Source organism: Variovorax sp. J22G73 (assembly GCF_030317035.1).
In the GTDB taxonomy this organism is placed as follows: Bacteria; Pseudomonadota; Gammaproteobacteria; order Burkholderiales; family Burkholderiaceae_C; genus Variovorax.
This window is the reverse complement of sequence record NZ_JASZYK010000010.1, coordinates 158,428-179,727: the sequence shown is the minus strand read 5'-3', so window position 1 is coordinate 179,727 and position 21,300 is coordinate 158,428. Positions and strand designations below refer to the sequence as shown.

The following is a 21,300-nucleotide window of genomic DNA, read 5'->3' as shown; positions in this document are numbered from 1 at the left end:
GCGTCTGTGCCGGCGCTAGTGTTGCTGCGGAAAGGCTCATTCCGGCTTGGCTCCTGAAAACTTGACGACCTTGGCCCAGCGCGGGATCTCGCTCTGCACGAACGCGCTGAACTGCTCCGGCGAGTTGCCCACCGGAATCGCGCCCTCGGTCTCCAGCCGCTTGAGCATGTCGGGCTGCTGCAGCGCGTGGCGTGCCGCGTCGCTCAGCTTGCGTGCCACGTCGGCGGGCAGGCGCGCGGGGCCGAACAGGCCGAACCACGCGCTCGACTCGTAGCCCGGCAGCGCCTCCGCGATGGCGGGCACGTCGGGAAACGCGGGCAGGCGCCTGGCGGTGGTGACGCCCAGCGCCTTGAGCTTGCCGGCCTGGATGTGCGCCTTGACGTTGCCCACGGCCGCGAACATCAGCTGCACCTGGCCCGCGAGCAGGTCCTGCACGGCGGGCGCGGTTCCCTTGTAGGGAATGTTCACGATGTCCACGCCCGACTGCATCTTGAAGGCCTCGCCCGCCATGTGCAGCGACGAACCCACCGCGCCGATGGCGAAGTTGAGCTGCCCCGGCTTGGCCTTGGCCAGCGCGATGAGCTCGCGCACATCCTTCACCGGCAGGCTCGGGCTGGCCACCAGGATCGACGGCGAGGTGGCCACGCAGGTGAGCGCGGTGAAGTCCTTCACCGGGTCGAAGGGCAGCGTCGGGTACAGCGTGGCGTTGATGGCATGGCTGGTGAAGCTCAGCAGCAGCGTGTTGCCGTCGGGCGCGGCCTTGGCGACCGCGTCGGCGGCAATGTTGCCGCCGGCGCCGGGCTTGTTCTCGACGATGACGGTGCGGCCCAGCGCGGGGCCCATGCTGACGGCCAGCGAACGGGCCAGCGTGTCGGTCGAGCCGCCGGCCGGCGCGCCGACCAGGATGCGCACAGGCGCGTTGCCGATCTGCGCGCGGGCACCGGCGGCAAAGGCCAATGCAGCCAGCGCGGGGGGCGCGATGAGGATGTCGCGGCGATTGATCATGGGGAAGTCCTTTGTGTGTCTCGTGTCTTGTGACGCATGCTTCGTGGTCCGGTGCTTCGCGGGCGCTCAGAGCCCGAGGTACGCGCGCCGCAGCTCGTCGCTGCCCAGCAGCGCGTCGGGCTTGCCCGAGAAGCGCACGCTGCCGTTCTCCAGCACGTAGGCGCGGTCGGCAATCTCCAGCGACTGGCCCACGTTCTGCTCGACCAGCAGCACCGCGAGGCCGCCGTCGCGCAGCTCGCGAATGAGCGTGAACATCTCTTCGACCAGCAGCGGCGAGAGGCCGAGCGACGGCTCGTCGAGGATCAGCAGCACCGGCTCCGCCATGAGCCCGCGCGCAATGGCCAGCATCTGCTGCTCGCCGCCGCTCATGGTGCCGGCGTGCTGCGCCATGCGCTCGCGCAGGCGCGGGAAGATGTGGAACATCTTCTCGACGTTGGCCGCGCGCCGTTCGCGGGCGCGGGTGAAGGAGCCCAGCTCCAGGTTCTCCAGCACGCTGAGGTTGGGGAACACCTTGCGCCCTTCGGGCACCTGAATGAGGCCGGCCTTGACCACGTCGCGGTAGTGCGCGCCGCTCAGGTCCTTGCCGTCGAAGCGCACCGTGCCGCTCCAGGCGGGCACCAGGCCGCACACCACCTTGTTGAGCGTGGACTTGCCCGCGCCGTTGCTGCCGAGCAGCGCGACCATTTCGCCCGCGTCGACCTGCAGGTCGACGCCGCGCAGCACTTCCACGCGGCCGTAGCCGCCGCGCAGGCCTTGAATGTCCAGCAATGCAGTCATGCCGCAGCTCCCGTTCCTGCCGCGGCGGCCTTGCGCAGCCGTGCCGCCGTGCCGTGGCCCAGGTAGGCCTCGACCACCCGGTCGTCGGACGTGACCTGCGCCGGGTTGCCCTCGGCAATGAGCTGGCCCTGCGCCAGCACCCACACGTGCTCGGCGAGGTTCATCACTGCCTGCATCACGTGTTCGATCATCAGCACGGTCACGCCGCTGTCGGCAATGCCGCGCACCACCGGCATCATCTCGGCGATCTCCTGCGGGTTGAGGCCTGCGAGCACTTCGTCGAGCAGCAGCAGGCGGGGCCGCGTGGCGAGCGCGCGGGCGAGTTCGAGGCGCTTGCGCCCGGCCACGGTGAGGTCGGAGGCGGGCTTGTCCAGCTGCGGCGCCAGGCCCACGCGCTGCGCGACGGCCTCGGCGTTGCGCAAGGCCTCGGCGCGGTTGCGCACATGCAGGTGCGCGCCCACGGCGATGTTCTCGCGCACGGTCTGTGCGGCGAAGGGCTTCACGATCTGGAAGGTGCGCGTCATGCCGAGCACGGCGTTGCGGTGCGGCTCGTGGCCGGTGATGTCCTGCCCCGCGAAGCGCACGCTGCCGGCGTCGGGCTTCAGAAAGCCCGACATCAGCGCGAACAGCGTGGTCTTGCCCGCGCCGTTGGGGCCGATGAGCGCCGTGAGGCTGCCCTGCTTCACGGCCAGGCTCACGTTCTGCACGGCCTTCAGGCCGCCGAAGGAGCGCGAGACGCCCTCGAGTTTCAACAGGGGCTCAGTCATTGCGGCCTCCCTTCGCCTTCCACAGCTGCCGCACCGACAGGCCCAGGCCCGCCACGCCGCGCGGCAGGAAGATCACGATGAGCACGAGCACCGTGCCGTAGATGACCATGTTGATGCCCGGCAGCTCGCCGAACAGGTTGCGCGTGAAGTCCGACAGCAGGTGCAGCACGGCCGCGCCCAGCACCGGGCCCCACAGCGTGCCCATGCCGCCCACGATGGCCGCGACCAGCGCCTCCACCGAGGTGACCGAGCCGTAGGCGATGCCCGCGTCGATGTACTGGAACACCTGCACGTAGAAAGCCCCGGCCGCGCCCATGAAGGCCGCCGACAGGCCGATGGCCGCGAGCTTGACCCGGAACGGGTTCACGCCCACGGCGCGCGCGGCGTCCTCGTTGTCGCGCACCGCCTGCAGGTAGGCGCCGAAGCGGCCGTTGCGCAGCCACCAGGTCACCAGCAGCGCCACGACCACCATCGCCAGCACCACCCACAGGTAGCCCGCGCGCGACGCGAACTGCATGTTGCCCACCGACTCGCGCAGCGGCACCATCAGGCCGACACCGCCGCCGGTGAACGGCACCGAGGTCGCGACGATGCGGAACACCTCCGCGAAGGCCAGCGTGACGAGCGCGAAGTACGAGCCCTTCAGGCCGTAGCGGAAGGTGAGCGCGCCCACGAAAAGGCCGACCGCCGCGGCGCCCGCCACCGCCAGCGGCAGCGCGACCCAGGCGTTGATGCCGCCCTGCAGCTGCGCGATGGCCTGGATGTACGCACCGGTGCCGAAGAACAGCGCATGCCCGAAGGAGAACTGCCCGCCGAAGCCGCCGAGGATGTTCCAGGCCTGCGCGATGAGCGTGGCGTACAGCGCCATCATCACGAAGTTCAGCATGACGCCCGACTTGGTGACCAGCGGCACGCAGCCGATGACCACGGCGAAGAGCGCGATGGCGGCGAGTTGCCCGTATCCCGAGTTCGTTCCCGGGTTCGTTCCGACCTTCATTTCCGCCTTCATGCCTTGGCTCCGAACATGCCCTGCGGGCGGAACAGCACCACGCCGATGAAGATCGCGAAGATGCCGATCTGCCCGAGCGACTCGCCCAGGTACAGCCCACCGAGCGACTCGACCACGCCCACCAGGAAGCCGCCGATAAGCGCGCCCACGAAGCTGCCCATGCCGCCGAGCACGACGATGGTGAAGGCCACCAGCACGAAGCCGCCGCCCACCTGCGGGTTGACGTAGTACGCGGGCAGCAGGAAGCAGGCCGCGGCACCCAGGCACGCCAGGCCGATGCCGAAGCTCATGGCGTAGACGTGGTCGACGTCGATGCCCATGAGCTTGGCGCCCTCCTTCTCCTTGGCGACGGCGCGAATGGCGCGGCCCAGGTCGGTGCGGCCCATGATCCAGAAAAGAATGCCAGACACCACCAGCGCGCCGGCGAAGGCGACGAGCTTGGGCACGGCGATCATGGCGGGGCCGATGGCCACGGTGCTCAGCGAGTAGGCGGTGTCGATGCTGCGCGTGTCCGACTTGAAGAACAGCAGCGCGAGGTTCTCCATGATGATGGCGATGCCGAGCGTGGCGAGCAGGATGTTCTCGTCCTTGCCGTGGCCCGCGCGGTTGATGACGATGCGCTGCAGCGCGTAGCCGAGCGCGAACATGCCCGCGATGGCGATGGGCAGGGCCATGTAGGGGTCGATGCCCCAGCGCTCCTTCAGGAAGTACACGGCGTACAGGGCCAGCATCAGGCAGGCGCCGTGGGCGAAGTTGATGATGTGCAGCACGCCGTAGATGAGCGTGAGCCCCACCGCGATCAGGGCGTACACGGCGCCTGTCGTCAGTCCGTTGAGGACCGAGGGGAAGAGGATGTTGATGTCTGGCATGTGGCTGGCGCGTGCTTGGCTGCTTGTCTCGTGGTGCGTGTTCTAGAGGCGTGCCGCTCCACCGGACCCCGTGCATGCCCGGAGTCCGTGGAAGCGCTTCATGGGTGTCGCCTGGCCGCTGCTCAGGCCTTGAGCGGGAAGACGGGGTCCACCTCGCGGTAGTCGCGCGGGATGATGACCTTGATGTCGTTCTTCACCACCTGCGTCATCAAAGGCTGCGCGCCTTCGTTCTGCCCGTTGACGAACCTGGTGGGGCCGTACGGCATGATGTGATTCAAGAAGGTGCTCTTCTCCAGCGCGTCGATGATGGCGGCGCGCTCCGTGGACTTGGCGCGCTCGATGGCATCGGCCAGCAGCCACATCGAGGTGTAGGTCATGAAGACCTCGTAGCTGAAGAACTGGCCCTTGGCCTCCACGCGCTTGCGCAGCTCCTGCGAGCGCTTGTCCTTCGGGTTGAACCAGTGGTTGCAGTCGATGATGCCGTTGGCCGCCTCCGGAAACTCCTTCACGAACTTGTAGCTCGACGCGGCGCCGCCCAGCACCGAGAAGATGGCCTTGGGCACCACCTTCTGCTGCTGCATGGTGCGCACCAGCAGCGCGTACTCGTTGTAGTAGTTGGCCGGAATCACGATGTCGGGGTTGACCGACTTCATGCGCAGCACGATGTTGTTGAAGTCGCGCGTGGGGTTGGCGTGCTTCACCACCTCCTTCACGTCGAAGCCGTAGCCGGGCAGTTCGCGCGACAGCAGCTGCGCGGTGCCGGCACCGAAGAGCGACTCCTCGTGGATGATCATCACCGTCTTCGCGGGGCTGCCGGCGGCCTTGTTCAGCACCAGCAGGTTGGCCATGGCCACCTCGGTCGACTTCTTGTAGCCGGGGCCGAAGCGAAAGGTGTTCTTCAGGCCGCGCTCGACGATCTGGTCGGCCACGCCCACGTCGACCACGTGCGGCAGGTTGTACTTGGCCGCGGCCTGCGTGGTGGCCAGGCAGATGGCCGATGCGAAGGCGCCCACGATGGCCGACACGCCGGCCTCGTTCATCTTCTCGACCTCGGCCGCGCCGGCCTGCGGCTGCGATTGCGCGTCGCCCAGCAGGGCCTCGAGCCTGGCGCCGCCCAGCGACTTGATGCCGCCGGCGGCGTTGATGTCCTCGATGGCCATGAGCGCACCCAGGCGGCACTGCTGGCCCGAATAGGCCAGCGCACCGGTCACGGGGTGCAGCACGCCGACCTTCACGGCCTTGGGCTGGGCGCCGGCCACGAGCGGGAAGGCGACGGCGGTGGCCAGGGCGGCGGACTGCGACACGAAACGGCGACGGTTCTGCATGGTGAGGCTTTTCCTTTTCTTCTCTTCAGTTGAACTGGGCTGACACGTCTTTGCTGACCCACACCTTGGCGTCGATGCTGCCCACGCGGGAGAGCTGCATTTCGTAGGTGTAGCGGTCGGGGCGGTAGAAGCCGTGCAGCCACTGCACGGGCCGCTCGTCCTCGTCGTAGATCAGGCGGCGCACCGCGAGCAGGGCCGAGCCGACGGACACATCGAGGTGCTGCGCGAGCACGTTGTCGGCCAGCCGCGCGGAAATGGTCTGGTGGGCGCGGCCCACCTTCACGCCCGACTCCTCGAGCAGCACCAGGATGGGCTTCTTCGACAGCTCGCGCCGCCCGAAGCGCCGCGCGATGGTGTCGGGCACGTAGGTGGTGATGTGCGAGAGCGGGCCTTCCTTGGTGGAGCGCACGCGCACGGCCTTCTGCACGGCGTCGCCCAGCTTCAGCTCCAGCGCCTCGGCCACCTGCGTGGAGGCGGTGATGGTCGCCACGTCGATCACCTTCACCGAGGTGTGCAGGCCCATGGTGACCAGGTTCTCGAGCAGGCCGCGCAGATTGGCACGCTCCATGCTCCTGCCGCTGGGGCCTTCGCCCGCGGTGGGCGGCGGCAATGCGCGCGTGCGGCGCCCGGGGTTGCGCTCGATGAGGCCTTCGGAGGCCAGTTGCTCCAGCGCGCGGCGCACGGTGACGCGCGCCACCTTGAACTGCGCCATCAGCGCGAGCTCGCCGGGCAACCCTTCCGCGAAACGGCCTTCGTGCAACTGCTCACGCAGGACCAGGTAGATCTGGTGGTATTTCGGCAAAGGCATTTGCGACATGCCTTTGATGTTTTTGCAGTTTCAATGTTCTGTCAATGGGACATTTGAAGCGCCAAGACAAGGGGCGCCCGAAGGCGCCCCTGGAAAACCCGTAGGTGCTATGCAGGCCGTGCAGGCCGTGAAGCCCTCGGAGGGTCAGAGCTTGAAGGGCACCACTTCCTGGCGCTGCTCGCCCAGGCCTTCGATGCCCAGCGTCATCACGTCGCCCTTCTTCAGGAACAGCGGCGGCTTCATGCCCATGCCCACGCCCGGGGGCGTGCCGGTGGTGATGACGTCGCCGGGCATCAGCGTCATGAACTGGCTCACGTAGCTCACGATCTTGGCCACGCTGAAGATCATGGTCTTGGTGCTGCCCGTTTGCACGCGCTGGCCGTTCAGGTCGAGCCACATGGCGAGCTTCTGCGGGTTCTCGATCTCGTCGCGCGTCACCAGCCAGGGGCCGATGGGACCGAAGGTGTCGCAGCCCTTGCCCTTGTCCCAGGTGCCGCCGCGCTCGATCTGGTATTCGCGCTCGCTGATGTCGTTGATGGTGCAGTAGCCGGCCACGTAGTCGAGCGCGCTCTTTTGCGACACGTAGCGTGCGCGCGTGCCGATGACCACGCCCAGCTCGACCTCCCAGTCGGACTTGACCGAGCCCTTGGGCAGCATCACCGGGTCGTTCGGGCCCTGGATGCAGCTGTTGGCCTTCATGAAGACCACAGGCTCCTTGGGCACCGGCAGGCCCGACTCGGCCGCGTGGTCCGCGTAGTTCAGGCCGATGGCGATGAACTTGCCGACGTTGGCCACCGGGCTGCCGAAGCGCGGCTTGCCGCGCACCAGCGGGAGCTTGTCGAGCTTCTGCTTGCGCAGCTTGGCAATGGCGGCATCGCCGAGCTGCTCGGGCCCGATGTCCTTGACGACGGCGCTCAGGTCGCGCAGCTGGCCGTTGTCGTCGATGAGGCCGGGCTTTTCCTTGCCGGGGTTGCCGTAGCGGACGAGTTTCATGCTTTCCTTTCAGTGCATTGAATTGAATTAGTACGTGGAGCGTCCACCCGACAGGTCGAAGACCGCGCCGGTGGAGAACGAACAGTCTTCGGTGCAGAGCCAGCCGACCATCGCGGCCACCTCCTCCACCGTGCCGAAGCGGCCCATGGGAATCTTCGAGAGCATGAAGGCGATGTGCTCGGGCGTCATCTGGTCGAAGATGGCCGTCTTCACCGCCGCGGGCGTCACGCAGTTCACGCGGATGCCGGTGTCCGCCAGCTCCTTGCCCAGCGACTTGGTCAGGCCGATGACGGCCGCCTTGCTCGCGCTGTAGGCGCTGGCGTTGGGGTTGCCGTCCTTGCCCGCCACCGAGGCGATGTTCACGATGCGGCCCTGGCCGCCCTGCTTGCGCATCTGCGCCACCACCTCGCGGCAGCACAGGAACACGCCGTTGATGTTCACGTCCATCACCTGGCGCCAGTCGTCCACCGGGTAGTCCCACAGCCTGGTGTTGGGCCCGGTGATGCCGGCGCTGTTGACCAGCGCGTCGATGCGCGGCGCATGCCCCAGCGTGGCGGCCACGGCCTTGGCGACCGAGGGCTGCTGCGCCACGTCGACCTTCAGCGCGAAGGCCCTGGGGCCCAGCGACTGCGCGGCGCGCAGGGCCGCCTCTTCGTCGCGGTCCCACAGCGTGACGCTGCCGCCCGAGGCCACGAGCCGCTGCGCAATGCCCAAGCCCAGCCCCGTGGCGCCGCCGGTGACCACCGCGTGGCGGCCGGCGAAGTCGAGCTGGTTCATATGGTGATGCCGCCGTCGACCGTGAAGGCCTGGCCGGTGGCGAACACCGATTCGTCGCTGGCCAGGAACACCACCACCGGCGCGATTTCCTCGGCCTGCGCGAGCCGGCCCATGGGCTGACGCGCGATGAAGGCCTTGCGTGCCGCGTCGGGGTCGGCGTTGGCGTTGATGCGGTCGCCCAGCGAGGGCGTGTCGACCGTGCCCGGGCACACCGCGTTGCAGCGAATGCCGCGCGCCACGTAGTCGGCCGCCACGCTCTTGGTGAGGCCCAGCACGGCCGCCTTGGTGGTGCCGTAGACGAAGCGGTTGGGCAGGCCCTTCATGCTGGAGCACACGCTGGCCATGTTGATGATGCTGCCGCGCCCGGCCGCCAGCATGCCGGGCAACACGGCCTGGATGGTCCACATCTGCGCGCGCACGTTCAGGCCGAAGGCGAACAGCAGCTCGTCGTCGGTGGCCTGCTCGATGGTGCCGTTGTGCACCACGCCCGCGCAGTTGAAGAGGATGTCGAGCGCCGGCAGCGTGCCCACCAGCGCGCCGATGGCGGCCTTGTCGAGCACGTCGAGCTTGAGCGCGGTGACATTGGGCACGCCGCTGTAGCGCGCGAGCAGCGCCTCGTTCACGTCGGTGGCAAACACCTGGGCGCCTTCGGCGGCCATGGCGAGCACGCTGGCGTGGCCGATGCCCTGGCCTGCGGCGGTGACCAGCGCGGTCTTTCCCTTCAGTCTCATCGGTGTCTCCTCGAATTCCCCGGGTTCCTCGGGTTTGGCCCGATGGTGTCGCGGGCGGCGTATCGTATTCTGAATTGGCCTTACCACTTGTCCAATTCAGGACAACCCTTAACCTGCGCACCCGCGCTCCCACTTCTTCTCCATCCCTTCCATTTCTTCGTCAGCCGTGCCGATCCAGACCCTCGAACCCCAGCGCCTCTACCGCCAGATTGCCGAACAGCTGCGCGTGCTCATCGGCAAGGGCGAGTTCGCGGCCGGCACGCGCATTCCCGCCGAGCGCGACCTGGCCAAGCAGCTGGGCGTGAGCCGGCCGTCGGTGCGCGAGGCGCTGATTGCGCTGGAGGTGGAAGGCTGGGTCGAGATCCGCACCGGCTCGGGCGTGTACGTGCTCGACCGGTCGCACCGCACCGCTCCCCCGGCCAACGGCCTGAACGGCGCGAACGGGTCCGGTGCCGAATGGGGCCCGCTGGAGATCATTCGCGCGCGCCGCCTGGTCGAGGGCGAGACCGCCGCCACCGCCGCGCAGCACGGCAAGCGCAAGGACGTGGACGCCATGCGCCGCGCGATCCGCACGATGCGCGAGCTGGCCGCGCGCAACGAGGTGCCGCACGAAGGCGACCGCGCCTTCCACCTGGCCATCGTCAACGCCTGCGACAACGTGGTGCTGACCGAGACGGTGCAGGGCTTCTGGGAGTCGCGCCACGGGCCGATCTTCGCCCGCATGATCGACTACTTCGAGACCATGGGCTCGTGGCAGGCCGCCATCGGCGAGCACGAGGCCATCCTGGACGCCATCGCCGCGCGCGACCCCGGCGCGGCACGCGAGGCCATGCACCAGCACATGGACAAGTTCCACCAGAGATTCAGCGCGAGCTGGCGGCGCGCGAAGGCCACCTGAGCCTGTCCAGGCCGCGCGACAGTTCGCACCGACAAGCCAGCCCTACACCCGTACAGCCAGCAGATTCCCACCATGACCCCCTACATCCGACTCCACCCCGCCGACGACGTCGTCATCGCGCGCGCCCAGCTGCTCGGCGGCACCGCCATCGAAGGCGTGGCCGTGCGCGGCCTCATTCCGCCGGGCCACAAGATCGCGATGCGCGCCATCGCCACCGGCGAGCCGGTGCGCCGCTACAACCAGATCATCGGCTTCGCGAGCAAGCCCATTGCGGCGGGCGAGCACGTGCACACGCAGAACCTCGACATGGGCCCCGACAAGGGAGCCGTCACAAAAGGTTTTGAGCGCGACTACGCCTTCGGCGCCGACGTGAAGCCCGCGCCCGCCAAACGCGAGGCCACCTTCATGGGCATCAAGCGCGCCGACGGCCGCGTGGCCACGCGCAACTACATCGGCGTGCTGACCAGCGTGAACTGCTCGGCCACGGCCGCGCGCGCCATTGCCGACCACTTCTCGCGCAAGACCAACCCGCAGGCGCTGGCCGACTACCCGAACGTCGACGGCGTCGTCGCGCTCACGCACGGCACGGGCTGCGGCATGGACACGCAGGGCATGGGCATGCAGATCCTGGAGCGCACGCTCACGGGCTATGCCACGCACCCCAACTTCGCGGGCGTGCTGGTGGTGGGGCTGGGTTGCGAGGCCAACCAGATCAACGCCTGGCTGGCCACCGGCCACCTGGCCGAGGGCGAGAACTTTCGCACCTTCAACATCCAGGACACGGGCGGCACGCGCAAGACGGTGGACAAGGGCGTGGCGCTCATCAACGAGATGCTGCCGCGCGCCAACGCGGTGAAGCGCGAGCCGTGCAGCGCGGCGCACATCACCATCGGGCTGCAGTGCGGCGGCTCCGACGGCTACTCGGGCATCAGCGCCAACCCGGCGCTGGGCGCGGCCGTCGATTTGCTGGTGGCGCACGGCGGCACGGCCATCCTGAGCGAAACGCCGGAGGTGTACGGCGCCGAGCACCTGCTCACGCGCCGCGCAGTGAAGCGCGAGGTGGGCCAGAAACTGGTGGACCGCATCAAGTGGTGGGAGCACTACACCGAGATCAACCAGGGCGAGATGAACAACAACCCCTCGCCCGGCAACAAGGCCGGCGGGCTCACCACCATCCTGGAGAAGTCGCTGGGCGCGGTCGCCAAGGGCGGCACCAGCAACCTGGAGGCGGTGTACGAATACGCCGAGCCCGTGACGACGCACGGCTTCGTCTACATGGACACGCCGGGCTACGACCCGGTGAGCGCCACGGGCCAGGTGGCCGGCGGCGCCAACCTCATCTGCTTCACCACGGGGCGCGGCTCGGCCTACGGCTGCGCGCCTTCGCCCTCGCTCAAGCTGGCGACCAACTCGGCGCTGTGGCAGCGGCAGGAAGAAGACATGGACATCAATTGCGGCGAGATCGTGGACGGCACGGCCTCCATCCAGGAGATGGGCCAGCGCATCTTCGAGCTGGTGCTGGCGACGGCCTCGGGCGCGCATTCGAAGAGCGAACAGCACGGCTACGGGCAGAACGAGTTCGTGCCGTGGCAGGTGGGCGCGGTGATGTAGCCGCCGAACCAGCAACCAGCAACCAGCAACCGGCAACCGGCAACCGGCAACCGACAAGGGCATTCAGCGCCCCGATGCGCGCGCACTGACCGGCGCGGCATCGCACCAGGGGCATCCGCAGGAGACAAACGAACCCGGGCCAGCGGGGTCGTACACCAAGGACAACGCCATGAAGAAGATCCAGGTTCCTCTCTCTCGCACGGCACTTGCTGCCGCCCTCGTGCTCGGCGCCGCGGCGCTGCACATGCCCGCGCAGGCGGCCGACACCAAGGCCAAAAAGATCGCGCTGTCGAACAACTTCGCCGGCAACTCGTGGCGACAGGCGATGCTCAAGAGCTGGGACAAGGTGACGAAGGACGCGGTCGCCAAGGGCGTGGTGGCGCAGGCACCGAGCTTCACCACGTCGGAGAACCAGGCCACGGAGCAGGCCGCGCAGATCCAGAACATGATCCTGCAGGGCTTCGACGCCATCGTGATCAACGCGGCCTCGCCCACGGCGCTGAACGGCGCGGTGAAGCAGGCCTGCGACGCGGGCATCGTGGTGGTGTCCTTCGACGGCGTGGTGAACGAGCCGTGCGCCTACCGCATCGCGGTGGACTTCAAGCAGCTGGGCGCGATGCAGATCGACTACTTCGCGAGCCGCGGCATCAAGGGCAACCTGCTGGAGGTGCGCGGCATCGCGGGGGTGTTCGTGGACGACGAAATCCACCAGGGCATCACCACCGCGGTGGCCAAGCGGCCCGAGTACAAGATCGTCGGTTCGGTGCACGGCAACTGGACGCAGACGGTGGCGCAGAAAGAGGTGTCGGCCATCCTGTCGACGTTGCCGCCCGTGACGGCGGTGGCCACGCAGGGCGGCGACGGCTACGGCGTGGCGCAGGCCTTCAAGGCCGCCGGCCGCCCGACGCCGGTGATCTTCATGGGCAACCGGCAGGACGAGCTGGCGTGGTGGAAGGAGCAGCGCGACGCCAACAAATACCAGACCATGTCCGCCAGCATCGCGCCGGGGGCGTCGACCTTCGCGTTCTGGGTGGCGCAGCAGATCCTTTCGGGCGCCAAGGTGCCGAAAGACATGAAGCTGCCGATCAGCGTGGTGACGCAGGAGACGCTGGACGACGCGGTGAAGAACACCGAGGTCGGGAGCGTGGTGAATGTCGAGTACTCGCAGAAGGAAGTGATCGACTTCATCGCCAAGGCGAAGTGATGTTCGGCTGCTTGCGGGGGGCTGGCTTCTTGTTCGGTGGGCGCTGCTGTTCGGGGCGCGATCACGCCCTGAACAAACCCATCTCACGCCACACCGAGAGGCAACACAGACATGACCGTCGCGCACAGTGAAGTCCTGGTCGAAGCACGCGGCGCCGCGCGCTCGTTCGGTGCCGTGCAAGCACTGCGCGGCGTCGACCTGCAACTGCGGCGCGGTGAATGCGTCGGCCTCGTGGGACACAACGGGGCGGGCAAATCGACACTGGTCAACGTGCTGTGCGGCGCGCTCGCACCGGACCGTGGCGAACTGCACTTTGCCGGCCGGCCCGCTGACAGCGCCGCCTGGAGCCTGCGCGAGGCGCGGCGCTGGGGGCTGCGCTGCGTGTTCCAGGAACTGTCGCTGTGCGACAACCTCACGCTCGCGGAGAACATGCGCATCGCGCAACCACAGTCTGCCGAGTGGGCCTGGCGCAAGCGCGCGGGGGCGCAGTTGATGGCCTCGCTGGACCGCATCTTTCCGGGGCACGGCCTGCGGCCCGACGACGTGGTGGGCGAACTGCCCATCGGCAAGCGGCAGATCGTGGAAGTGGCGCGGGCATTCACCGTCACGCCCGGGGCGCCGCCGCTGGAGCTGATGATCCTCGACGAGCCGACCTCCTCGCTCGACGGGCAGGCGGCCGCGCAGCTGCTGGCCTACATCCGCAGCTTCGTGGCCGAGGGCAAGACCTGCGTGCTCATCACGCACAAGCTGCGCGAGATCTTCGCGATGACCGACCGGCTGGTGGTGATGCGCGACGGGCAGGTGGTGCAGGCCACGCCCACCGGCGAGACCGACCGCGAGCGGCTGGTGACGGCCATGGGACAGGCCGTGGCGAAGGACGCGCCGGCTTCGGACACATCGACCGCGCGACGGCATGAAGCGGACACGCAACCCGTCGTGCAGGTGCAGGCGTCGCCGCAACGCGGCATGGCGATGCGGGCGGCGCGGGGGGAAATCATCGGCCTCGCGGGGCTGGCGGGGCATGGACAGACCGCGATGCTGCTGGCGCTGCAGGAGGCCGCAATTCAAACGCCCAGGCACAGGGACGCGATGCGCGTCGAAGGCGGCACCGCCTTCGTGGCGGGCGACCGGCAGACCGACGGCGTGTTCGCGCTGTGGTCCATCGCGCGCAACATGACGGTGGGCTGGCTCGCGCAGTTGCGCGCGTGCAGCCCGCTGATCGACCTGAAGCGCGAGCAGGCGCAAGCGCAGCAATGGCGCCAGCGGCTGGGCCTGGTCACGCCGGACATGGACCTGCCGATCGGCTCGCTCTCGGGAGGCAACCAGCAGAAGGTTCTTTTCGCGCGAGCGCTGGGCTCGAGTGCGCCCGTGATCCTGATGGACGACCCGATGCGCGGCGTGGACGTGGGCACCAAGCGCGACGTGTACGCGCTCGTTCGCGACGAGGCGCGACGGGGCCGCACCTTCGTCTGGTACACGACCGAGTTCGACGAGCTGCACCACTGCGACCGCGTCTACGTGTTCAGCAACGGGCGCGTGGTCGGCGAGCTGGCGGGCGAGGACATCAGCGAAGAGCGCGTGGTGGCGCTGTCGTTCGAGGAGGCTGCCGCATGACGAACGCGGTCCTGCCGAACCACCGGAGCCCCGCGCGGCGCGTGGCGATGCTGCATGCGCTGCTGCCGGCCGTGGCGCTGGCGCTGCTGCTGGCGGCGGTGTTCCTGAAGCAGCCGCGCGCCATGTCGTACTTCGGCATCAACCTGCTGCTGAACCTGGCCATTCCGGTGATGTTCGCGACGCTGGCGCAAATGATGATCCTGGCGGTGAGCGACCTCGACCTGTCCATCGGCCCGTTCGTGTCGCTGGTGGCCTGCATCGGCGCCACGCTGATGCCCACGCAGCCGTGGCTCGCGGCGCTGGCGCTGCTGGCCGCGGTGGGCGTGTACGCGCTGGCGGGCGCGGTGATCGAGGCGCGGCAGCTGCCGTCGATCGTGGTCACGCTGGGGCTGTCGTTCGTGTGGCTGGGCTGCGCGGTGCTGCTGCTGCCCACGCCGGGCGGCACGGCGCCCGAGTGGCTGCGCGGCGCCATGAGCTGGCGCACGCCGCTCATGCCGATGCCGATCTGGATGGCCATCGTCACGGCCGTGGTGGGCCACCTGCTCATCACCCGCAGCGCCTTCGGCACGCTGGTGCGCGGGCTGGGCGGCAACCCCGGCGCCATCGCGCGCGCGGGCTGGAACATGGTGCGCGTGCGCGCCGGCGTGTATGCCATTGCGGGCGTGTTCGGCGTGTGCGCCGGGCTGATGCTGGTGGGCCAGGCCACCTCGGCCGACGCCAACATCGCCTCGCGCTACACGCTGGTGGCCATTGCCGCGGCCATCCTGGGCGGCGCGGAATTCGCGGGCGGCAAGGTGGCGCCGGTGGGCGCGGTGATCGGCGCGCTCACGGTCACGCTGGCCGCCTCGTTCCTCACCTTCCTGAACATCGCGCCCGACTGGCAGGTGGGCATGCAGGGGCTGATCCTGGTGGCCGTGCTGGGGTTGCGCGCGGCCATCGACCTGGTGGGAGGCAAGCGATGAGCGCGGTGAACGACAGCCTGGCGCCGCCGGCGGCCGCCCCGCGCCAGGGGCGCTGGCAACGCCTGAAGAAGCTCGCGGGCAACCGGCCCTGGCTGGGCTCCTGCGTGGCCGCGGTGCTGGCCTGGGCCGCCACGGTGTGGAGCGCCAACGGCCAGGGCTCGGGCGACCTGCTGGCCGCGGCGCTGGCGTTCTCGGCCTTCACGGTGCTGGTGTCGCTGGGGCAGATGCTGGTCATCAGCGTGGGGCCGGGCAATGCCGACCTGTCGATTCCGTCGACCATCGCGCTGGCCGGCGCGGCCGCGATGATCGTCATGGACGGCAACAACGCGATGCTGGTGCCAGGGCTGCTGGCGGCCACGGCGGTGGGCGCGGGCGTGGGGCTGTTCAACTTCGGGCTGATCCGGCTGCTGCGCATTCCGCCGATCATCGCCACGCTGGCGGCCTCGCTGATCGTGATGTCGGTGGCCATCAATTTCGGGCGCGGCCTGAAGGTGAAGCCGCCGGCGCTGTTCTCGGACCTGATGGCGCAGCGCGTTCTCGGCGTGCCGCTGGTGGCGCTGGTGGCCGTGGTGGTCACGGTGCTGGTCGCGCTGATGCTGGAGCGCACGGCGCTGGGCCGCTCGATGGCGGCGGTGGGCCAGAACCGGCGCGCGGCGCAGCTGGCGGGCCTGCGCGTGGAGCGCACGCGCTTGCTGGCGTATGTGATCTGCGCCGCGCTGGCGGGCTTCACGGGCGCGCTCATCGCGGGGTTTTCGGGCGGCAACTCGCTCGACCAGGGCGCGGAGTACCTGCTGATGACCATCGCGGTGGTCGTCATCGGCGGCACCGCGGTGGCGGGCGGTCGGCCGAGCGTGCCGGGCATCTGGGGCGCGGCCATGTTCATGTTCCTGCTGGTGGCGTTGCTCAACGCCGTCGGCGCCGGGCCGGGGCTGCGCACGCTGCTGACCGGCGTCATCATCATCGCGGTCATCGTGCTGGCGAGCGGCCGGCCGAAGCGCTGAGCCAGCCTCCGCCGTCCACATCACCCGCGCGGCGCACCTGCATCTTTCACCCAAGAAGGAAGACAACACCCATGGCCCCTCCCAAAGACCTCCCGTTCGGCTTCCTGGACGGCACCGGTTTCGAGCAGCTGGACCCGCGCTTCAAGGGCTGCATTCCCGGCCCCGAGCGCCTCGTGCGCCTGTGGACCGGCGCGCGCTGGTGCGAAGGCCCCGCGTGGTTCGCCGCGCATCGCACGCTGCTGTGGTCGGACATTCCGAACAACCGCATGCTGCGCTACGACGAGGTGAACGGCACGGTCGGCGTGTTTCGCGAACCGTCGAACAACACCAACGGCCACACGGTGGACCGCCAGGGCCGCCTGGTGAGCTGCGAGCACCTCACGCGCCGCGTGACGCGCACCGAGCACGACGGAAGCATCACCGTGCTGGCCTCGCACTGGCAAGGCAAGCGCCTGAACTCGCCGAACGACGTGGTGGTGCATTCGGACGGCGGCGTGTGGTTCACCGACCCGAGCTACGGCATCCTGTCGGACTACGAAGGCCTGCGCGCGGACAGCGAGATCGGCGCCTGCCACGTGTACCGCGTCGACCCCGCCGGCGGCGAGGTCGCGCGCATGACCGACGACTTCGTGAAGCCCAACGGGCTGGCGTTCTCGCCCGACGAATCGCTGCTGTACATCGCCGACACGGGCGCCAGCCACGCGGCGGACGGGCCGCGGCACATCCGCAGGTTCAGGGTGGGCGCCGACGGCCGCTCCCTGGGCGGCGGCGAGGTGTTCGCGGAATGCACCAACGGGCTGTTCGACGGCTTCCGGCTCGACACCGAAGACCGCATCTGGACCAGCGCCGCGGACGGCGTGCACGCCTACCACCCCGACGGCACCTTGCTGGGCAAGATCCTGGTGCCGGAGCGGGTGGCCAATGTCTGCTTCGGCGGGCCGAAACTCAACCGGCTTTTCATCTGCGCGACGTCGTCGCTGTATGCCATCACCTTGAACGCGAAGGGAGTCTGATCCATGTCCAGAACACTGCCGGCCGAAGGCCTGCAAACCGATGTCGCCCGCATCCTCGAAGCCGCGGGCAGCGCGCCCGCCGAAGCGCAGCAGGTGGCCGCCAACCTGGTGCTCGCCAACCTGAGCGGCCATGACTCGCACGGCGTGGGCATGCTGCCGCGCTATGTCGACGCGGTGGCCGAGGGCGGCCTGAAGCCCAACGCCGAAGTGCGCGTGAACCTGGACATCGGCACCCTGATGGGGCTGGACGGCCAGCACGGCTACGGCCAGGTCGTCGGCGTGCAGGCCATGGAGCTGGGCATCGCGCGCGCCAGGCAGCACGGCAGCTGCATCTTCACGCTCTCGCACGCGCACCACCTGGGGCGCATCGGGCACTTCGCGGAAATGGCGACCGCGCAGGGGCTGGTGGCGATGCACTTCGTCAACGTGCTGTCGCGCCCGGTGGTGGCGCCCTGGGGCGGCGGCGACGGGCGCTTCGGCACCAACCCGTGCTGCATCGGCATCCCGCTGGCGGGCGCCGACCCCTTCGTGCTCGACTACGCGACCAGCCGCGTCGCGCAGGGAAAGATGCGCGTGGCCCACAACAAGGGCGAGCGCGTGCCCGACGGCTACCTGATCGACGAGAACGGCGCCCCCACCAACGACCCCGGCGTGGTGGTGGTGCCGCAGGGCAACGGCCTGTTCGGCGCGCTGATGACCTTCGGCGAGCACAAGGGCTACGGCATGGCGGTGGCGTGCGAGCTGCTGGGCGGCGCGCTCACGGGCGGCGGCACCTGGCACCGGCCGGCGGACACCTCGCGCACGGTGCTGAACGGCATGCTGACGGTGCTGATCGACCCCGAGCGGCTGGGCACGCAGGCCTCGTTCGAGCAGGAGGCGCGGGAGTTCGTGCAGTGGCTGCGCCAGAGCCCGCCCGGCCAGGGCTTCGACGAGGTGCAGATCGCGGGCGAACCGGAGCGCAAGGCGCGCGCGGCACGGCGCAAGGACGGGATCTGGGTGGACGACGCGACGTGGGGAGAGATCGTGGCGGCGGGGGCCAAGGTGGGCGTGACGGTCACGCCCTGAGCATCGTCTTGCACCCTCCCCCGACGGGGAGGGAAGAAACCCCTCAGACGATCAGCGCGATCGTCGCCTCGAGGTGTTCCGAAGGCGCCCGGCGAAAGCCCGAGCGCGCAAAGCGCTGCAGCTGCCCCACCACGAACGCCGTGAGCGCCGCGGCCCGCACCTGCGCGTCGACGCTGGGCGTGGCCGAGCCGTCGGCGGCGGCCGCGCCGCGCAGCACCTGGCGCAGGGTGGCCTCGATCTTGTCGAAGAACTGGTTCATGCGCTGCTGCAGGCGCTCGTTTTCATACACCAGCGCATCGCCCACCATGACGCGCGTCATGCCGGGGTTGCGCTCGGCGAACTGCACCAGCAGCGTGAGGATCTTGGCGGCCTGCTGGGCGCCGGTGGCACCCTCGCGCTCGAGGATCTGGTTGACGAGGGTGAACACGCTCTGCTCGATGAAATCGATCAGCCCCTCGAACATCTGCGCCTTGCTGGCGAAGTGGCGGTACAGGGCCGCCTCGCTCACCTCGAGCCGCGCGGCCAGCGCCGCGGTGGTGACGCGCTCGGCCCCGGGCTGCTCCAGCATGGCGGCCAGCGCCTGCAGGATCTGCACGCGCCGCTCACCCGGCTTCGGGCGCTTGCGCGCTGGCGGGGTGGGCGAATCGGCGGGGGTCTCTACGCCGGAAGCACTGGTCGTCTCTTCGTTCTGCATGGGAGCGCGTGCAAAGATGTAAACAATTGATTCTCGCACAGCGCAGTGAGCACGCGCCTTCCGGCGTGCTTGCAGACCACTTTAAGGGCGTGTTCCGCTTCAGCGGGCGCGGATCATCGTCCCGTAGGCCTGGTCGGTCAGGATCTCCAGCAGCATTGCGTGCGGCACCCGGCCGTCGATGATGTGCACCGCGTTCACGCCGCTCTTGGCCGCGTCCAGCGCGCCTTCGATCTTCGGCAGCATGCCGCCCGAGATGGTGCCGTCGGCGAACAGCTCGTCGATTTCGCGCGCGCTCAGGTTGGTGAGCAGCTTGCCGTTCTTGTCGAGCACGCCGGGCGTGTTGGTCAGCAGCATGAGCTTCTCGGCCTTGAGCACCGTGGCCAGCTTGCCGGCCACCACGTCGGCGTTGATGTTGTAGCTCTCGTTTTCCTCGCCGAAGCCGATGGGGCTCACCACGGGGATGAAGGCGTCGTCCTGCAGCGCCTTGACCACGCTGGGGTCGATGGAGACGATGTCGCCCACCTGGCCCACGTCGTGCTGCACGTTGGGGTCGGTGCGGTCGGCCAGCTTGAGCTTCTGCGCGCGGATGAGGCCGCCGTCGCGCCCGGTGAGGCCCACGGCCTTGCCGCCGGCCTGGTTGATCAGGCCCACGATGTCCTGCTGCACCTCGCCGGCCAGCACCCATTCGACGACTTCCATGGTCTCGGCGTCGGTCACGCGCATGCCCTGGATGAAGCTGCCCTTCTTGCCGAGCTTGTTGAGCGCGGCCTCGATCTGCGGGCCGCCGCCATGCACCACCACCGGGTTCATGCCAACCAGCTTGAGCAGCACCACGTCTTCGGCGAAGTCGGCCTGCAGGGCCGGGTCGGTCATGGCGTTGCCGCCGTACTTGATGACGATGGTCTTGCCGTGGAACTTGCGGATGTACGGCAGCGCCTGGGCCAGGATCTCGGCCTTGTCGCGCGGGGGAATGTTGAGGACGGGATCGGTCATGGGCGGTCAGGCTCCGGAACTGTGGACGATGAGGTGGACGACGAAGAGAAATTCTCGCAAGGGCGGTGCCGTCACGGGCGCAGCCAGCGCGGCACCTTGAAGCGCACGATCATGAGGTAGGCCCCCACGTAGGTCGTGACGAACAGAAGACAGAAGAACATCAGCACCAGCGTGTTGTTCCAGAACAGCACCGCCGGCACCACCGACATGGCGGCGAACATCCAGAGGTACGGCGACGTGCGGTTGTTGCGCGCCAGCAGTTGGCGCGCCTCGTCGTCGGCCAGCGCCACGCGCACGATGCGCCGGAAGATCAGCTGGTGGAAGTGCAGCGCGTCGGCCGTGCCCGGCGACTGGCCGCGCGCCAGCTTGCGGTAGATGGAAAACAGCGTCTCCCACACCGGGTAGATCAGCAGCAGCATCGGGAACCAGGGCGAGACCACCCGGTGGCGCTGCACCAGCGTGACCACGGCCACCGCAATCACCATGCCCCAGACGTAGGCGCCGCCGTCGCCGGCGAAGATCTTGCCGCGCGGGTAGTTCCACACCAGGAAGCCCATGGTGGCGCCCACCAGGCACACCACCATGGCCGCCAGCTGGCGGTCGCCCACCTGCAGCGCCACGTGCGAGATGGCCAGGCACACCAGCACCGCGACCGTGCCGGCCAGGCCGTTGTAGCCGTCGATGATGTTGAAGGCGTGCGGCAGGCCGCCGATGGCCAGCGCCGCGAACAGCACGGTGGCGAAGGGAATCGCCACCAGCCAGCCGTCGAGCACCTCGAAGCCGGTGCGCGCCACGCCCAGCCCCAGCACCCAGCACAGCAGCAGCGCCGAGCCCATGGTGAGCCCGAGCCGGTAGCGCACCTGCACCTTCTGCGTGACGTCTTCCACGATGCCGCCCAGCACCGCCGGCAGGATGCACAGCAGCGTGAGCATGGAGATCTTCGCGGGCCAGGCGACGTTGAACGGGTCATTGCCGGTGATGCCGGCTGCCAGCCAGGCCGCGCCCATGCCCAGCAGGATGCCCGCACCGCCCAGGCGCGGCACGTGGCCCTTGTGGAAGCGTTGAGGCATGTCGGCGCCGTAGATGCGGGCATGCCTGCGCGCACGGCGCATGAACACCTGCACCGAGAAGGCAGCAACGAAGAAACTGATGATGATCAGAGCAATCATGTGTGGGGGTTGGGG

The 21,300-nt window shown here is 68.9% G+C and carries 21 protein-coding genes; 8 read left to right on the top strand and 13 right to left on the bottom strand.

Features of this window, described 5'->3' with window-relative positions; genetic code table 11:
• Window positions 1-36 precede the first annotated feature (36 nt).
• From QTI51_RS29010 to QTI51_RS28965, 10 genes are all read right to left on the bottom strand, one after another.
• Complete coding sequence (locus QTI51_RS29010; RefSeq protein WP_116910817.1) at window positions 37-1,002, bottom strand: tripartite tricarboxylate transporter substrate binding protein; 966 nt, start codon at window positions 1,000-1,002, stop codon at window positions 37-39.
• A gap of 69 nt (window positions 1,003-1,071) precedes the next feature.
• Window positions 1,072-1,782, bottom strand: coding sequence for an ABC transporter ATP-binding protein (locus QTI51_RS29005; protein WP_286516942.1), 711 nt, complete (start codon window positions 1,780-1,782; stop codon window positions 1,072-1,074).
• The gene (locus QTI51_RS29000) at window positions 1,779-2,549 is read right to left on the bottom strand and encodes an ABC transporter ATP-binding protein (RefSeq protein ID WP_286516943.1); all 771 of its coding nucleotides are present in this window, start codon (window positions 2,547-2,549) and stop codon (window positions 1,779-1,781) included. The genes QTI51_RS29005 and QTI51_RS29000 overlap by 4 nt, the downstream gene beginning before the upstream one ends.
• The gene (locus QTI51_RS28995) at window positions 2,542-3,546 is read right to left on the bottom strand and encodes a branched-chain amino acid ABC transporter permease (RefSeq protein WP_286516944.1); all 1,005 of its coding nucleotides are present in this window, start codon (window positions 3,544-3,546) and stop codon (window positions 2,542-2,544) included. Before QTI51_RS28995 ends, QTI51_RS29000 begins: the two co-directional genes overlap by 8 nt.
• A gap of 8 nt (window positions 3,547-3,554) precedes the next feature.
• On the bottom strand, window positions 3,555-4,427 hold the full coding sequence (locus QTI51_RS28990; RefSeq protein ID WP_286516945.1) for a branched-chain amino acid ABC transporter permease: 873 nt from the start codon (window positions 4,425-4,427) through the stop codon (window positions 3,555-3,557).
• A gap of 122 nt (window positions 4,428-4,549) precedes the next feature.
• Window positions 4,550-5,752, bottom strand: a complete 1,203-nt coding sequence (locus QTI51_RS28985) for an ABC transporter substrate-binding protein (RefSeq protein ID WP_286516946.1) — start codon at window positions 5,750-5,752, stop codon at window positions 4,550-4,552.
• Between the two features lie 25 nt (window positions 5,753-5,777).
• Entirely contained in the window at window positions 5,778-6,560 is a 783-nt protein-coding gene (locus tag QTI51_RS28980) for a GntR family transcriptional regulator (protein ID WP_286516947.1), read from the bottom strand.
• A gap of 144 nt (window positions 6,561-6,704) precedes the next feature.
• Window positions 6,705-7,553, bottom strand: coding sequence for a fumarylacetoacetate hydrolase family protein (locus tag QTI51_RS28975; RefSeq protein WP_116910688.1), 849 nt, complete (start codon window positions 7,551-7,553; stop codon window positions 6,705-6,707).
• A gap of 27 nt (window positions 7,554-7,580) precedes the next feature.
• On the bottom strand, window positions 7,581-8,330 hold the full coding sequence (locus QTI51_RS28970) for an SDR family NAD(P)-dependent oxidoreductase (RefSeq protein ID WP_286516949.1): 750 nt from the start codon (window positions 8,328-8,330) through the stop codon (window positions 7,581-7,583).
• Window positions 8,327-9,061 (bottom strand): SDR family oxidoreductase, encoded by a 735-nt coding sequence (locus QTI51_RS28965; RefSeq protein ID WP_286516950.1) that lies wholly within the window; start codon window positions 9,059-9,061, stop codon window positions 8,327-8,329. Before QTI51_RS28965 ends, QTI51_RS28970 begins: the two co-directional genes overlap by 4 nt.
• A 166-nt stretch (window positions 9,062-9,227) precedes the next feature.
• Here QTI51_RS28965 and QTI51_RS28960 point away from each other — a divergent pair, with 166 nt between their 5' ends.
• From QTI51_RS28960 to QTI51_RS28925, 8 genes are all read left to right on the top strand, one after another.
• Window positions 9,228-9,959, top strand: coding sequence for a FadR/GntR family transcriptional regulator (locus QTI51_RS28960; RefSeq protein ID WP_286516951.1), 732 nt, complete (start codon window positions 9,228-9,230; stop codon window positions 9,957-9,959).
• A gap of 72 nt (window positions 9,960-10,031) precedes the next feature.
• Entirely contained in the window at window positions 10,032-11,570 is a 1,539-nt protein-coding gene (locus QTI51_RS28955; protein WP_286516952.1) for a UxaA family hydrolase, read from the top strand.
• A 169-nt stretch (window positions 11,571-11,739) separates the two neighbouring features.
• Entirely contained in the window at window positions 11,740-12,774 is a 1,035-nt protein-coding gene (locus QTI51_RS28950; RefSeq protein WP_116910693.1) for an ABC transporter substrate-binding protein, read from the top strand.
• A gap of 111 nt (window positions 12,775-12,885) precedes the next feature.
• Window positions 12,886-14,388 (top strand): sugar ABC transporter ATP-binding protein, encoded by a 1,503-nt coding sequence (locus tag QTI51_RS28945; protein ID WP_286516953.1) that lies wholly within the window; start codon window positions 12,886-12,888, stop codon window positions 14,386-14,388.
• Window positions 14,385-15,350 carry an ABC transporter permease gene (locus QTI51_RS28940; RefSeq protein WP_286516954.1) on the top strand — a complete coding sequence of 322 codons (966 nt, stop codon included), beginning with the start codon at window positions 14,385-14,387 and terminating at the stop codon, window positions 15,348-15,350. Before QTI51_RS28945 ends, QTI51_RS28940 begins: the two co-directional genes overlap by 4 nt.
• Complete coding sequence (locus tag QTI51_RS28935) at window positions 15,347-16,351, top strand: ABC transporter permease (protein WP_286516955.1); 1,005 nt, start codon at window positions 15,347-15,349, stop codon at window positions 16,349-16,351. Before QTI51_RS28940 ends, QTI51_RS28935 begins: the two co-directional genes overlap by 4 nt.
• Before the next feature lie 71 nt (window positions 16,352-16,422).
• The gene (locus QTI51_RS28930) at window positions 16,423-17,364 is read left to right on the top strand and encodes an SMP-30/gluconolactonase/LRE family protein (RefSeq protein WP_286516956.1); all 942 of its coding nucleotides are present in this window, start codon (window positions 16,423-16,425) and stop codon (window positions 17,362-17,364) included.
• A 3-nt stretch (window positions 17,365-17,367) separates the two neighbouring features.
• Entirely contained in the window at window positions 17,368-18,429 is a 1,062-nt protein-coding gene (locus tag QTI51_RS28925) for a malate/lactate/ureidoglycolate dehydrogenase (protein WP_286516957.1), read from the top strand.
• Window positions 18,430-18,472: 43 nt separating this feature from the next.
• On the opposite strand, the gene slmA is transcribed toward QTI51_RS28925, so the two are convergent.
• From slmA to QTI51_RS28910, 3 genes are all read right to left on the bottom strand, one after another.
• The gene (gene slmA / locus QTI51_RS28920) at window positions 18,473-19,123 is read right to left on the bottom strand and encodes a nucleoid occlusion factor SlmA (RefSeq protein ID WP_116910698.1); all 651 of its coding nucleotides are present in this window, start codon (window positions 19,121-19,123) and stop codon (window positions 18,473-18,475) included.
• 99 nt (window positions 19,124-19,222) lie between these two features.
• On the bottom strand, window positions 19,223-20,116 hold the full coding sequence (gene argB, locus QTI51_RS28915; RefSeq protein ID WP_116910699.1) for an acetylglutamate kinase: 894 nt from the start codon (window positions 20,114-20,116) through the stop codon (window positions 19,223-19,225).
• Between the two features lie 71 nt (window positions 20,117-20,187).
• Window positions 20,188-21,285, bottom strand: a complete 1,098-nt coding sequence (locus tag QTI51_RS28910) for a glycosyltransferase family 4 protein (RefSeq protein ID WP_116910700.1) — start codon at window positions 21,283-21,285, stop codon at window positions 20,188-20,190.
• Between the last annotated feature and the right edge of the window lie 15 nt (window positions 21,286-21,300).